This is a genomic window from Bacillus sp. AY2-1 (genome assembly GCF_008368965.1).
Taxonomy (GTDB): Bacteria; Bacillota; Bacilli; order Bacillales; family Bacillaceae_G; genus Bacillus_A; species Bacillus_A thuringiensis_S.
Genome location: NZ_QPEL01000004.1, coordinates 11,850 through 27,185, shown reverse-complemented (window position 1 = coordinate 27,185; position 15,336 = coordinate 11,850). Strand labels below are relative to the sequence as shown.

The following is a 15,336-nucleotide window of genomic DNA, read 5'->3' as shown; positions in this document are numbered from 1 at the left end:
AAATAAATGTTGAATTTAGTCGGAAAATATATATGTACAAATCGTAGAATCTGTACATATAGTTATAAATGTAAATATTATCCGTTTTGAAATATTTATAAAAGGAGAAATTCATATGAAAGAAATACAAAAGCAATATGAAATTGTAGAAGAATTGGATGCAACAGTAGGGCAAGAAGCATTATGGATAGCGCATCAAATGGAATTAGAAAAAGGAATGAACAATGAACCTACTATTATAAAGCTAAAAGGAAATCTTCAAATAGAGACCTTTAAGAAAACGCTTACTTTAATAGTGCAATCTTATCCGGCGCTGCGTACACTATTTATGAAAAAGGAAGAAAAAATTAAACAATTAATTCGAAAGAGTATAGATTTTGATATACCAATTAAGGATTTAACTGCTTTTAAAAATAAAGAACAAAAATCTATTTTAAAAAAATTCTTAGAATCTAGAGTGAATGAGAAGTTTAATTTAGAAGAAGGCCCTTTGTTTAAATTCCACATCATTAAATTAAGTGAAGATGAATTTATTTTGCATATGATTTTTCATCACATTATTTATGATGGATGTAGTTTAGGAATTTTTGTCCGACAATTATCTAATACGTATTGTGAATTACTTCAAGAAAATACGGGTTTAGTATTAGAATCTCCTTATAAGAGCCTTGTAGAATTTGAGGAAGGTTTTATTGACAGCGCAATATATAGAGAAGGATCATCCTATTGGCAAGATTATTTACAAGGTGAATTACCTCCTACGGAGTTTCCTGCTACTGTAAATAAAAGGAATGAACAGAGATATACAAACAAAAATATAAGCAAGAGTATAGATTCCGCTCTCTTTTATCAAATACAATGTTTTGCTAAAAGTAATAACATAAGTGTCTATCGGGTTATGTTAAGTACGTATTGTATCTTGCTTCATCAAATGACAAATGCTGAAGAAATTATTGTAGGTATTCCGATTAATACTAGACCACATACGGAAGAAATGAATGCTTTTGGCTATTTTGTTAATACATTACCTATACGTATAACAATAGAAAAAGGGGATACATTTAGGCAAATACTTAACAAGGTGAACAAATGTGTTCATTTAGCTATTAAATATAAACATAATCCGTATTCACATATCGTAAAAGATTTAAATCTAAATAAAAATACACAACTTAATATGATATATGCAACGGCATTTAATACGGTAAGGGTGCCTCAATTGAAAATTCCTGATATTGAGTCTGTAGTTTTAACAGATTGTAAAAGAGTAAACCCTTTTAACATGACCTGGAGAATAATGAGATATGAAGGGGAAACAGGGAATAAAATTGAGGTTGACTATAACTCCGCCTTATATAAGCCAGAGAGTATTAATGATTTAGTTGAAAGATATATATATTTGTTACAAAAACTAATGAAGAATGTGAACGAGCCTATCCATTCATTGGATTTGCTTTTAGAGAAAGATCATCGTCTATACAAAGATATGAACTCAAATGCTCTTACATATCCTAATTCAAAAACACTAGATCAATTAATCGATCTACAAGCATTAAAATCGCCAAATCAAATAGCGATTTCAATGGGGGATAAATCTATTAGCTATTGTGAATTGCAGCAAAGGTCCAATAAAATTGCGAATTATTTACGTGAAAATGATATAAAAAAGGGACAACGTGTAAGTATTACTATGGAAAGAGAGATTGATACCATTGTATGGATTCTAGGAATCCTAAAATCAGGTGGGGTTTATGTACCAATTGATCCAAAGTTTCCTGAAAAAAGAATAGAATACATCTTAAAAGATAGCGAAAGTAAAATGATTATTACGAAGAAAGAATACAGGGATTTGGTTGAACGGTTTGCAATTCATACAATTTATCTAGAAGATTTTCATTACGCTAATTCTATAGAAAATATTGCGTCTACACATACCATAGAAGATGCAGCTTATATTATCTACACTTCTGGTTCAACAGGTTTACCAAAAGGAGTAGTTGTGCCACATAAAGGAGTAATTAATTTATCATATTCATTAATGAATCAATTTAATTTAGACAAAAATGATGTGTTTTTACAATTTGCAACGATGATTTTTGATGCCTCTATTATGGAAATGTTTCCGATTTTGTTATGCGGAGGGAGAATACATTTAATTTCTGAAATCGAAAAACGTTCAGCAGAGGAATTTATAAATGTAATTCAAAAGAATGGTATTACATATGTTCTTTTACCAACAGCATTTTTTAAATTAATAGCTGATATGCCAAAAGAAATGTTGCTTAAATTAAATTCTATAAAATGTGTATTTGTGGGAGGGGAAACCTTACCTGCTGAATCAGTTCATAAATGGCAAAGTAAATTAGGGTTAAAGATTCCGGTTCTTAACGCATATGGTCCTACTGAAACTACTGTATGTGCAACCATTTATAAAGTAAATCATGAGATACAAAAAGAATCTTCTAATATTCCAATAGGTAAACCAATCGCTAATAGTGAAGTTTCCGTGGTTAGTCCGTTTAATACGTTATGTCCGTCAGGTGTAGTAGGTGAGTTATTCATCGGCGGTGATGGAGTAGCCAACGGATATTTAAATCAAAAGGAAAAAACAGAAGAGGCTTTTATTTCTTTTGATAAATCTTATAATAATGATAAAAAGATGTATTGTACTGGAGATCTAGTACGTCTTTTGCCAAATGGAAACTTAGAATTTATCGGAAGGAAAGATAATCAAGTAAAACTACGTGGTTATCGTATTGAACTTGATGAAATTGAAAGAGCATTATTTAAACAACCAGAGGTAAAGGATACAGTAGTGGTAACTTATCAAAATGACAAAATTGCTAGCTTTTATTTATCAAAAGAAAATAAGGAGATAAAACAAGAGGACCTAAAAACATTCTTAAGTAAAAGTTTACCAGATTTTATGATGCCAAATTATTTATTTCATCTTAAAACATTTCCATTATCACCAAGTGGTAAGATTGATAGAAAAAAATTAGAATTACAAATCCCATCTTTACTTGAAAACATGCAAAAGCAATATGTACCACCGATAAGTGAAACAGAAAAAAGGTTGGCAAAAACATGGGCTGATATTTTAAATTTAGGGAAATATAGAGTCAGCAGAGATGATGACTTTTTTAAACTTGGGGGACATTCATTAATTGCTGTGCAAGTGTTAAATCAAATTCAAAAAGAGTTTCATCTAAAAATTGAAATTAGAGATATTTTTGAGCATACAACTATTGCTAGTCTATCTGCTTACATCGATAAATTAATGGCAGTAAATCATGATAGGGAAGAACAGAAGATGCAAATATTAAAAGTTGCAGATAAGGAAAGTTATCAGTTATCAAGTGCTCAAAAAAGAATCTGGTTTTTAAATAAATCAAACGCTATTAATAGAGTATACGATACACCACTACACATATATATTGAGCCGAGTTTGAAAAAAAATATTTTACAGGACGCCATAAGGTTTTTAGTTGAACGACACGAGATGCTCCGCACAGTGTTTATTGAAAAAAATGGGGAGCCTAGACAAGTCATATTAAAATCAATAGCGATTGACTTGATACACCATGAGATTGAACACATGGCTAAAAAGGAACAACAAGAATATATACATAGAACAATAAATCAAACGGATCATACACCATTTGATTTGGAAAATGGACCGCTTTTCCGGATTAGAATTTTTAATCTTGATAAGAAAAAATCCTATTTATATATCAATTTACACCACATTATTACTGATGAGTGGAGTGTAAGGAATTTATTAGATGAATTAATGAAGGTATATAGTGCCTTTGCTAAACGAAGAAATCCTGAGTTGCCAACTATCTCTAATCGATATGTAGATTATGTTGAGTGGGAACAAGAGCAGTTAAATCTAGGTTGGTGGGATACAGAAAAATCTTATTGGATGGCCGAACTTGCAGCACCTCTTCTTATACTAAATCTTCCCTTAGATTTTAGTAAGAATAATCAAAGTACAAATAGAGGTACAGTATTTGAAATGAAGTTAGATAATAAAATGAAAGAGTCTTTGAAACAAGTATGTGAACAAGAGAATGTTTCGATGTATATGCTATTTTTCGCAGCATATATTCAATTGTTACATTATCTAACGGATCAAAAAGACATAATTGTAGGTACACCGGTTGTTGGAAGGAATTATCAAGAATTTGAACAAATACAAGGATTTTTTGTAAATACTTTAGCGATTAGAACACAATTAAATGATGTGAAAAATTTAAAACAGCTATTACAAATAGTGAGAGAAAAATGTTTGAATTCTTTCCAAAACCAATCATACCCATTTGATAAAGTAATTGAGCAAATAAATCCTGATAGAAGCTTTGGAAATAACCCAATCTTTTCTACTATGTTTAGTTACCAGAAAGATATTTTGCAACAACATGATGCGTACAAGCTTCAATTGTTACCTAATAAACAAGATATTAGTAAGTTTGACATTTCTTTAGCTGTTGAAGAAGGTTTGGACTATGTAGGGGTTTCATTTGAGTATGATATTAATCTTTTCAAGGAAGAGTCAATTAATAGGTTTACTCAAAATTTACTTACTATACTGGACGCCTTTATTTATCAACGAACAGTAGCATATGAAAATCTTTCATTTTTATCACAGGAAGAAGAATCTTTATATAAAAACGTAAATCATACGGAAAGACCATATCTTTATTTTCAAAATATACAGGAGCAATTCTATAAGCAAGTAGAAAGACAATCAAATCGGATTGCTATAGTGACTGAAACGGAATCTTTAACATATAGACAATTAAATATGAGCTCTAATCAAGTAGCTCAATATTTAATCGAAAAAGGTATAAAAAGAGGTGATAAGGTAGCCATATTTTTAGATAGAAGTATAAATAGTATCGTTTCTATGCTTGGAATATTAAAAGCTGGTGCTGCCTATATACCCATCGATGTGAAATACCCTGAGGATAGAATAAATTATATAGTTCGTGACAGTGAGGCATGTAGAATTATAACGAGTAACAAATACAAAAGTCATTTGAATTTAAGTGATTATAAGGTTTCAATAATAGAGGATATATATCGTACGACTATAAATGATGATGTGAAAATTTTAAATAAACCAGATGACTTGGCATATGTAATTTATACTTCAGGATCAACAGGAAAACCAAAAGGTACATTATTAACGCATAAAGGAGTATTAAATTTAGTTGAATGGAGAAATGAAGTATTTGAGATTTCTCCAAATGATAAAGTAACACAGTTTTATTCCCATAGTTTTGATTCTTCTGTATCGGAAATTTTTTCTACCTTGTTAAATGGGGCGGAACTATATTTATTAAGTGATGAACAGCGCTATTCGACTATCGCATATGCTCAAGCCATTCAAGAAACACAAGCAACTATTTCTGACATACCAACAGTATTTTTCAATGAATTATCGACTTCATTAACTAAACTAGATAGCGAAAAGATACGTTCTTTAAGATTTATAATAATGGGAGGGGAAGCTGCATCAACAAATGCCATTAGAAGTTGGCAAAATACTTTTAAAAACCAAGTACAGCTGGTAAATGAGTATGGCCCTACTGAAGCAACTGTCTCAGCAATGTATTATTTCATACCAGTATTAGAAGGCGAAAATAATCTTTTAGGAAGCATACCGATTGGTATTCCAATTTCTAATACAAAGGTTCATATATTGAATTCATATATGCAACATTGTCCGGTAGGGAGCATGGGTGAATTATATATTGAAAGTTTAGGATTGGCCCAAGGGTATTGGAAGCAGGAAGAGAAAACAAAACAGGCATTTATTTCAAACCCATTTTCAGAAGACAATAGTAAAAGATTATATCGAACAGGTGATTTAGCAAGATGGTTACCAAATGGAAATATAGAATTTATGGGAAGAAAAGATAAGCAGGTTAAAATTAGAGGGCACAGAATTGAATTAGGAGAAATAGAAGATGCAATGTTACAACTTGAGGGGATAGGTCAGGCTGTGGTAACACAAACGAAAGATGGAATGTTACTGCAAGCTTATTATAAAACAGTGGACGGTATAGGGATAGAGAAAAATAAGCTAGCTTTACATTTATCAAATGTATTGCCAGAATATATGATCCCTAAATATTACTCTCATGTGTTAGAAATACCAATAACGGCGAATGGGAAAATTGATTTTGAAAAACTACCAGAAATAGAGTTTGATTATGAGCAAAATGATGAGTGTAAACTTAAACCTCAAACTAAAGTGCAAAAAAACATTGCAAAAGTATGGTCCGAAGTTCTAAACATTAAATCTATAGGTTTAAAAGATGATTTCTTTAATTTGGGTGGACATTCTTTAAAAGTTATGCCGGCATTAGTCAAATTAAAACCGTTATACCCTAACTTGAAAATCCAAGATTTCTTTAAGTATAGAACAATAGAAAAATTAGCCTCTCATATTGAAGAAATGGAAGAAATGTCGTTCAAGAAAGAGAAAAATATGAATGTAGCATGTATGGAAAATGAAACGAAAACGACTCCTGTTTATAAAAGAACTAAATTAGAAGAATGTGAGTTAGATATGGTGAATTATCCAAAAGTAGTGTTCCTTACAGGAGTAACAGGATATTTAGGAGCACATATTTTAGAACGGTTATTACAGTTGCCATCTACGACTATTTACTGCTTAGTAAGAAAAAATGAGAATCAAGAAATTGATGCAAAGTTAAAAGAAAGAATGGTGTTTTATTTCGGTAAAGAAATTCTTCAAAAATTGGAGGAGAGAGTAGAATTAATTGAAGGAGATTTATCTTTGATGAATCTAGGTCTAGATTCAAAGCAATTGGACTATTTAAAGAATAAGGTAGAGTCAATCATACATTGTGGTGGAGAAGTTAGACACTATGGAGAACGTGAGCATTTTCAAAAGGTAAATGTTCAGTCTACAAAATACTTATTGGAATTAGCTAAGAATACAAATGCACGTTTTCATTATATATCGACTTTAAGTGTAGTAGGTCAGGCTGAAAGCGATCCAAAAGAATTTGAATTCTTTGAGTCTAATTTTGATAGAGGGCAAAATTTAGATAATGTGTACTTAGAAAGTAAGTTTCAAGGCGAGAAAATGGTCAGAGAAGCAATGGAAAAAGGAGTTCGTGCCACGATATACCGTGTGGGAAATTTAGTGGGCAACTCTAAAACGGGTAAATTTCAATATAATATAAATGAAAACGCATTTTATAGATTATTAAAAGGGATATGCCTATCTAGCATAGCACCTGAAATCAATACGTATGTAGATTTAACGCCTGTAGACTATGGAAGTTTAGCTATTACTGAATTATCCTATAATGTCAATACAGTAAATAAAACTATGCATATTTGTAATCCAACTCAGCTAAAATGGGACCAATTTATTAATAGTTTACAAGCTTTTGGATACGATATCCTGTTAATGAAACAAGAGAAGTATATAGAGAAGTTTTTTAATACAAATTTAACTACTGATGAACAGAAAGCTTTAGAGCTTATAATGCCTTTATTAGAATCTGTAGAAGAGCTATCAGTAGCTATACCATCTTGTTTATACACGCAAAGATATTTGAAGAATATACATTGTTTAGAGCCAAATCAAGAATGTATCAATTTGCTATTACATTACGCTATGAGTATCGATTTTTTACCAACCATTAAAGAACCAATATTGCTATAGAATATACTATCGATTTTGAACAGATTGGCTTATAAATATGAAGTTTTGAATATTTGTTTACTTTCGCTTGTTATTTGGAAAAGTAAAAAGAACTTGTAGTTTTATCTACAAGTTCTTTTCGATTAAAAGGTTTATACATTTAGTTGGTTGGATAATATTTCAATTCTTCATATTACTAACAGAAGAAATTAACCAAGACAAATAATTCTTTTCAATAAGAGAAAAAATACAATTTTATATTAAGACCAAATCCATCGATCATCAGTTAATGCTTGAGAATCATTAACTTTTTCAATCTCATCTGTTATCGACCACTCATTACTTCTTTCAGCGTTCGCCATATGAACTTTAACCTTTTCACCTACATTAAATTTCTGCCCGTGTGTCAAATAAACTGTAACATTACGTTTACTTCCGTCATTTCCAGTATATTGAACAATTACATAATTATATTCTTCTATTCCAGATTTAAACTTATCTACTTTTGTAACATGTCCTATTTCATATTCATATGCAAAAACATGTTTTAAATAACTTCCCTGGTGTAATGTATCAGTACCTTGAACCTTTTCAATTGACTCTGCAACCATATAGTCCGTAAAATTACGCATCATTGCACCAGTAGCTTTTACTTGATCACCAACTTTTACATTTGGTGTAGAGTTTAAATAGATACTAATAGGTTCTGAATACTTTGTTGACTCAACAGAGATAACATTATCAGTAACCTCAACTACACGCCCTTCAATTGTTGATAAATTTGACTCGATAGAAGCTGCACTTGCTTTTGTTACTTCTAATCCTGGTAGATTTGTGCCTGCAAGAGCTGCAATTCCTAATGCACCAGCTAAAATGATTTTTTTCATACCTTATAACATCTCCATTCCGGTTGTAGTTAAATGCGCAGTTAGGTTTAATTCGTAAATAGCTTTCGTATATCACCTAACATGTAATCATTATAGTTACAATAAGAATGATTATCAACTACAATTGAAATGTAATTTTGCATAATAATAAATCTTGATTTAATAATTTATCATTCAAATGGAAAGTAAGATGTGTATGTGTGAAATTGTTACCGTAGAGCAAAAAGGAACTGTCGTGCGAAATGGGGAAAGAAAAATGCTAGGCATAAATGGTCAACATATAAAATTCCTAATTAAACAGTGGAAAATTATAACCGTGAAAAAATTATACACGGTTATATTATCTTTTCGAGAGGATATTAAGGAGAAGGGTAAGAAAATTGAAGGATTAAGAGCTAAATAAAAGCCACTTAATACATCTAAAAAGACGAGATAGGCCATCACGACTGTCTATTTCTATTTTTTATTAAAAATTAATCCGCTGAATCCACCTATTTTTTTGAGCTCTAAAAGCTGGGGAAACAAATTTTAACATACCGACTCGAAAACTTCGACTCTTAGAAAACGTCTATAAAATGATTGTAAAATAAATAAAGAAGGATAAATAGATTTTCTCGATAGTAAAAACATTTACAAAATAGTAAAATATAGGTATGTAATTTCATAATAAACTCAAAAAATAAAGAGGGGATGAGGAAAATGAATTTAAAACAATTAGGGATTATATTATTAGGAACCGTAACACTTGTGTTTAGTAGTACAAATTTTGTGGACGCTGCTAGAAAACAGAAAGAATTTAGAGATACGGAGCCAAATAATACTCTTGAAACAGCCAATAGACTAGATTTGGGGTATGATTGTGTGGTTTATGGCAATTTAAATTTAAACGATAAAGACGGTATAGATATCTTTAGATTTTCCCCAAGTGATACTATGAAAGTTGAAGTTACTTTGCAAGGAATGCATGATGATAATGATTTTGATCTATTTGTACGAAATTCGAAAGGTAAAATAATAAAAAAATCTTTGAACCTTTCTAATGATATGGAAAAAATTGTTTTTGAAGCAGAAGAATGGGAAGACTATTATATTGAAGTAAGTTCATCGGTAAGAGGGAATGAAGATAATAACTTTGATTATATTTTAGTAGCAGAAAAATATTAAAACTAGTAAATTTAGAGGCCATCCAAATGGGTGGTTTCTTGTTTTTTCAAGAGATATATGCGTAAAGCCAGTTGGGGTTATTTTTTCGGAGTATTATTTTTACTTAGTGGCTTATCAAACGAAGTATGACTTTGAATTGTAATAGTAAATGAATTAATTGATTAACCTATAAAAACGTAGGAATTAAATATTTCTACGTTTTTTTGCACATAACATTTAAATAAAAAGCTTGTTTTTTGAAAAAGTTGAAAGATGTTATTTATATTGGCACGGATATTTATTACAATGTACTTTATAGAAAAAAGTAGCTGCAAGTGCAACTACTTTTTCACAAAAACATTATTATTCAAATAAAACCTTTAGCGTAAACTTGCGCTTAATGGTACTTGAGAATAAACTGTGAAATTGTTACCATAAGTACCGTGTCTTGAAAATGAGGAAGAAATTAAACTGTTCCAACTTTTGTAGGTAGCCCCGGATGTATCTGTTCTTAGAAGTACATTTGAAAAGCTAGCTTGGCTAAAGGAGTTACGTCCAGTATCTTCAACCCCCTGAACCATTTTTACTGGTTCATATTGAGAAAATGAGCCATATACAGGCTGATTTGCATATCTAGGGTTTCCATTTACATACATAGTAACCGTACCATTTCCGTTATTAACTATTTTAAGGTTTACTCGATCACCATCTTTAATTGATGCATCATACTGTGTGTTCCAATACTTACTGTTTTGACCTGATTCATTATATCCTGAATTTAGAAATACTTTATATCCACTTGGTGTTTTGGAAATACCACCCTCAACTTTAGATGCTCCAATGCCTAAATACCAATTCACATACCCATCTTTAACAACAACTGATTTTGGTAGATTTATATCAGCTGCAATTCCGGTATAGGTACTATTTGTAACACTTTTTACAGCACCTTCTGTAGCTGCAAAACTAGTAGTTGAAAACATTGATAGAGAAATTAGAAGTGAACCAACTAGATACATCATTTTTTTCTTACTTTTTCTTAATACTTGATTCATTTTAGATCCCCCATATTTTAAATTATTAAATTGTATGGAAAGTTGGCCAACTAACTACAACTTACAAACTAAAGATATATCAGGTTTCATTTAATGTATATATTTTCCTGTTATAAGTCATTGAATTGTCGAATAAATCCAATTTTTTATATTTATCAATATAGGTGGAGTTGACAGATTAAAGTTGTATGTCTATTTAAATGTAAGCAGATTTTGTTAAAAATAATATAAAAACCTATAAATATGTTGTGGATAATATGTATGACGGTTCATTTAGGAGAGAAAAATATGGAATGAATATAGTGGGATTTTTCAAAGAGTATATCTGAAATGTTTAGAAATAGATTAAAAACAAAGGAAATAAAAGAATCGTTTTTCTTAAGGAATTCATTGAAACAGTCCGTAGATGAAGGGGAATATATGATTTATAAGACATGGATTTCCTATATAAAAGAAGAAAGGGGATCCAGCTATGGGAATTACAAATACAAGATCAAAGTTAGATAATGCAGCTATTGAAGGGGCTATAGAGGCATTAAAAGGTCAAAATGAATGTTTACGTATGGAAATAGATTATTTAAAAAAGTTAAAGGTTTTAGTTGAAAAAGAGAAGGAATTCCAGAACAAGACAAAGCAAAAGTAATTTATCTTATGAAATTTGAAAGTATGAAACATATTAAGATAGTATTAGATAATTATCTAGGTCATTACAATCGCAAAAGAATCAAAGTACAGTTAAAAGGAATGAGTCCAGTACAATACCGGACTCACATTCAGATGGTCGCTTAATTTTTGTTTAACTCTTTGGGGCCAGTTCAGCATAGGTGATTGAATAATGTTGGCTTGCTAAGCTTAGTGATTGTTATTCTTTAACTGATCTTAAATTACGTTAGTTTAAGTATTGAGAGTAAAAGAATAGGAATAGAAAAATTAATGTTTTGCTAAATAATCTATTAAAGAAACTTAAAGGAATAACAAGTTCTCCTATTGTAAGGATTTTAAGCTTATCCTTATTTAGTCCTTTTATTAATTCTTTTAATGTTTGGAAGTTTATTTTATTAACGAAAGACCAACTTGGCACAGCTTTTGTATCTGAACCTATTTTGAAAACGATATGAATACTATGTGCATGAAAACCGCTTATTATTAAAATAAGCATAAATCCTAAAATAATGAACCAAGTCATTTTTCAACACCTCCTTTGAGTATCTAATATTAAGATATTAAAACCGTTGAGAAAGTGTGCTGTTGTCCATGAAAAATATTGAGAATTTGTTGAGGGAATATTGAAAATGTTGCAATGCGATTGATTGTAGGGGAGTTAGAGTTAATAATGCTTGTCAGATTATATGCGTGAAAAAAGGAAATAGGAAAGAGAACAGTTGCGTAGACTGTTCTCTTAAGGAGCGGAAGTGCTGAACATTTTCAATGACAATGATTCAAGCCTTCCGTTAATAGTATGTGCATATATTTATCATTTTAGCCAAGAAGATTCCTTCCTCAAGGAGTGTGTGAAGGGCAACAGCCCAGGAGTAGGTGGGAGCTGAATTGGCTTCGAACAAGGGATGGCAGGAAGCCATCTTAATTGTTCGACATATAGAAAGTGTTACTTTACTATCTATCGAATGTACGTTTGGTTTATAATAGTTATATACCGAAATGGAGGTGAATGAAATGATGATTAATAAAGCCTATAAGTTTCGTATCTATCCAAATCAAGCATAAGCAATTCTAATCAACAAAACGATTGGTTGTTCCCGCTTTGTATTCAATCATTTCCTATCCTTATGGGATCACGCATACAAAGAGACAGGACAAGGCTTGACCTATGGTACATGCTCTGCCAAACTCCCTGCCATGAAGAAAGATTTTGTTTGGCTCAAAGAAGTGGATAGTATTGCGATTCAGTCGTCTGTTCGCAACCTTGCGGATGCTTATACGCGCTTTTTCAAAAAACAAAACAGCGCCCCGCGCTTTAAATCTAAGAAGAACAACGTACAATCTTATACCACAAAACAAACAAATGAAAATATTGCCGTTGTAGGGAACAAAATAAAGTTGCCGAAACTAGGCCTTGTTCGATGTGCCAAAAGTCGTGAAGTAGAGGGACGTATTGTAAGTGCCACTGTTAGACGAAACCCTTCTGGCAGATATTTTGTGTCACTATTAGTTGAAACAGAAGTACAAGAACTTCCGAAAACACATTCTTACATTGGAATAGATGTAGGACTAAAAGATTTCGCTATTTTGTCAGATGGAACACCCTATAAAAATCCGAAGTTTTTCCGATCATTAGAAGATAAGTTGGCGAAAGCACAGCGTGTTCTTTCTAGAAGAATGAAAGGATCTTCTCGTTGGAATAAACAACGAGTCAAGGTAGCTAGAATTCATGAATACATATCAAATGCTAGAAAAGATTACTTGGACAAAATCGCAACCGAAATCATCAAAAACCACGATGTTATCGGTATAGAGGATTTGCAAGTATCGAATATGTTAAAGAATCATAAGTTAGCAAAAGCAATTAGTGAGGTATCATGGTCACAATTTCGAACTATGTTGGAATATAAAGCAAAATGGTATGGCAAACAAGTCATTGTCGTATCGAAAACATTTGCTTCCAGCCAATTATGTTCTTGTTGTGGATATCAAAATAAAGACGTTAAAAATTTAAACCTACGTGAATGGGACTGTCCTTCTTGTCGTATACACCATGATAGGGATATTAACGCAAGTATCAATATAAAGAATGAAGCGATAAGGCTTCTAACCGCAAGGACTGCGGGGTTAGCCTAATCAATTAGAGTTCGATAGATCTCTTTACTTAGGAATCCCTCACTTCTAAACAAAGTGAAAGTGGGGGTAGTTCAAAATTCATACAAGAAAGGCAGCTATAAAAAATAGCCGCCTTGCCTCAGGGAGAATTCAAGAAAATTAGAGATTCATTAAGGATACAGATTGGCTATTACCAATTTATTTATATTATTAGCAGGGGTTCAATAAATTATTCATAAGTTAAGATCTTACTTCATTGTAGGATGAGTGACATGCAAAGTAAAAAGAGCACTTTTTAAAAGTGCTCTTTTTAAGGTGTGTATTAGGACTTGAAAGAGGCATCAATGAAATGTAGAAGGAGATATCTCTATACAACATATGGAGGTACTATGGAAGGGTGACGATAAAAAATAAAGGAGATAATTCTTTTTAGCGACTTAAGATGTAGTCAATTGTATTACATAATTTCATGAGTAATATTGTAGTGTCTTGCATGTGGATATTAAATCTCTAATAATCAAATTAGTCAAATACTTTTCTACCGGTGCTTTATCAAGGTTGATTAGCTCGTAAGTATGAAGCGTTACGCTATAAGATAGAAATACTTACAAATTTTAAAAGAATTCCATTTGTGTACCAAGAAGCAAAATATATTTATGATAAAATATAGAAAAAGATGATTAAGAAGGGACAATCAAAGTGAAACCAACAATTTATGATGTTGCGGAAAAAGCAGGTGTATCAATAGCAACTGTATCCAAGGTAATTAATCAAACTGGTCGTATTAGTGAAAAAACAATAAACAAAGTAAATCAGGTAATGGATGAATTAGATTACCAGCCTAGTAGTGTAGCAGCAGCGTTAACAGGTAAAAAAACATATACAATTGGGGTACTTGTCCCAGATATCTCAAACCCATTTTTTGCAGAAGTAGCAAGAGCTTTTGAAAATAGTGCACGAGAATCAGGGTATACACTCATTTTATGTAGTACAGACCATCAAACAAAACGTGAGCATGAATACATTGATTTATTATTTAAAAAGCAAGTAGATGGCATTATTATTGCGACGGAGCTAAATGATTATAAACTTGTTAAAAAAATTGTGAATCGAGATTTGCCACTTGTATTATTCACTGTAGATCATCCTTCCATCACGACTCATGTTGTGACAACTGATGATATGAGGGGAGGCTATCTAGCTGGAAGTTATCTAACGCAGAAAGGCCATACATCTTTAACGATTATGATGGAGAAGGATAGAAAAAGTAGCTTAGGGAGATTGACCGGTTTCAAACAAGCTCTTATGGATTCAGGGATTTCGTTAGATGATGATGCTATTATTAGTTGCTATTCGACAGTGGAAGATAGTAAACGTGCAAGTAAGGAATTACTTCATTTGCCTAACAGGCCTACAGCTGTTTTTGCTTGTACAGATTTGATTGCTATATGCCTTATGAATGAAGCAAGAAAACAAGGGCTTTCAATTCCAGAGGATTTATCAATTATCGGATTTGATAATACAATCTATGCTGAGATTGCAGATCCAGGGTTAACAACAATTGAACAGCCAATTAAACAAATGGCAGCCTGTACGTTTGAACAACTGTTAAAAACAATGGAAATGAAGGAGCATGCTAAGCAAAAAATTACAATTATTCCTCAGTTAGTAGAGCGATCTTCAGTAAAGGATATTACATGATATCTTTTTTAATAGCCTATTTGAATGTAACAAAAAGAAGGTCATCTTAACCATATACAGCTATGATGACCTTCTTTTATAT

Annotated in this window: 9 protein-coding genes; 6 read left to right on the top strand and 3 right to left on the bottom strand. The window is 31.5% G+C overall.

What is annotated here, in order from left to right:
- Nucleotides 1-115 precede the first annotated feature (115 nt).
- Nucleotides 116-7,714 (top strand): non-ribosomal peptide synthetase, encoded by a 7,599-nt coding sequence (locus tag DN403_RS00390; RefSeq protein ID WP_149185251.1) that lies wholly within the window; start codon nt 116-118, stop codon nt 7,712-7,714.
- 239 nt (nt 7,715-7,953) lie between these two features.
- Here DN403_RS00390 and DN403_RS00385 read toward each other — a convergent pair whose 3' ends face one another.
- Nucleotides 7,954-8,580 (bottom strand): ATP F0F1 synthase subunit alpha, encoded by a 627-nt coding sequence (locus tag DN403_RS00385; protein ID WP_063538471.1) that lies wholly within the window; start codon nt 8,578-8,580, stop codon nt 7,954-7,956.
- 699 nt (nt 8,581-9,279) lie between these two features.
- Here DN403_RS00385 and DN403_RS00375 point away from each other — a divergent pair.
- Nucleotides 9,280-9,744, top strand: coding sequence for a hypothetical protein (locus DN403_RS00375; protein WP_001050004.1), 465 nt, complete (start codon nt 9,280-9,282; stop codon nt 9,742-9,744).
- Between the two features lie 359 nt (nt 9,745-10,103).
- On the opposite strand, the gene DN403_RS00370 is transcribed toward DN403_RS00375, so the two are convergent.
- A complete protein-coding gene (locus DN403_RS00370; protein WP_001077593.1) occupies nt 10,104-10,778 on the bottom strand; it encodes a hypothetical protein in 675 nt (224 codons plus the stop codon).
- A 472-nt stretch (nt 10,779-11,250) separates the two neighbouring features.
- On the opposite strand from DN403_RS00370, the gene DN403_RS30990 reads away from it, so the two are divergent.
- Together DN403_RS30990 and DN403_RS32260 are read left to right on the top strand one after the other, a co-directional pair.
- On the top strand, nt 11,251-11,421 hold the full coding sequence (locus DN403_RS30990) for a hypothetical protein (RefSeq protein ID WP_176519910.1): 171 nt from the start codon (nt 11,251-11,253) through the stop codon (nt 11,419-11,421).
- Nucleotides 11,422-11,429: 8 nt separating this feature from the next.
- Nucleotides 11,430-11,567 carry an IS3 family transposase gene (locus DN403_RS32260; RefSeq protein ID WP_097888878.1) on the top strand — a complete coding sequence of 46 codons (138 nt, stop codon included), beginning with the start codon at nt 11,430-11,432 and terminating at the stop codon, nt 11,565-11,567.
- A 100-nt stretch (nt 11,568-11,667) separates the two neighbouring features.
- On the opposite strand, the gene DN403_RS00360 is transcribed toward DN403_RS32260, so the two are convergent.
- Nucleotides 11,668-11,964, bottom strand: a complete 297-nt coding sequence (locus DN403_RS00360; RefSeq protein WP_050844914.1) for a hypothetical protein — start codon at nt 11,962-11,964, stop codon at nt 11,668-11,670.
- A 542-nt stretch (nt 11,965-12,506) separates the two neighbouring features.
- On the opposite strand from DN403_RS00360, the gene tnpB reads away from it, so the two are divergent.
- Entirely contained in the window at nt 12,507-13,574 is a 1,068-nt protein-coding gene (gene tnpB, locus DN403_RS00350; RefSeq protein ID WP_255451744.1) for an IS200/IS605 family element RNA-guided endonuclease TnpB, read from the top strand.
- A gap of 678 nt (nt 13,575-14,252) precedes the next feature.
- Nucleotides 14,253-15,254, top strand: a complete 1,002-nt coding sequence (locus tag DN403_RS00345; protein WP_048565530.1) for a LacI family DNA-binding transcriptional regulator — start codon at nt 14,253-14,255, stop codon at nt 15,252-15,254.
- Nucleotides 15,255-15,336: the final 82 nt, after the last annotated feature.

Coding starts and splice junctions, on each gene's coding strand:
- DN403_RS00370 (WP_001077593.1), bottom strand. CDS start 10,778: ATGAATCAAGTATTAAGAAAAAGTAAGAAAAAAATGATGTATCTAGTT.
- DN403_RS30990 (WP_176519910.1), top strand. CDS start 11,251: ATGGGAATTACAAATACAAGATCAAAGTTAGATAATGCAGCTATTGAA.
- DN403_RS00390 (WP_149185251.1), top strand. CDS start 116: ATGAAAGAAATACAAAAGCAATATGAAATTGTAGAAGAATTGGATGCA.
- DN403_RS32260 (WP_097888878.1), top strand. CDS start 11,430: ATGAAATTTGAAAGTATGAAACATATTAAGATAGTATTAGATAATTAT.
- DN403_RS00375 (WP_001050004.1), top strand. CDS start 9,280: ATGAATTTAAAACAATTAGGGATTATATTATTAGGAACCGTAACACTT.
- DN403_RS00360 (WP_050844914.1), bottom strand. CDS start 11,964: ATGACTTGGTTCATTATTTTAGGATTTATGCTTATTTTAATAATAAGC.
- DN403_RS00385 (WP_063538471.1), bottom strand. CDS start 8,580: ATGAAAAAAATCATTTTAGCTGGTGCATTAGGAATTGCAGCTCTTGCA.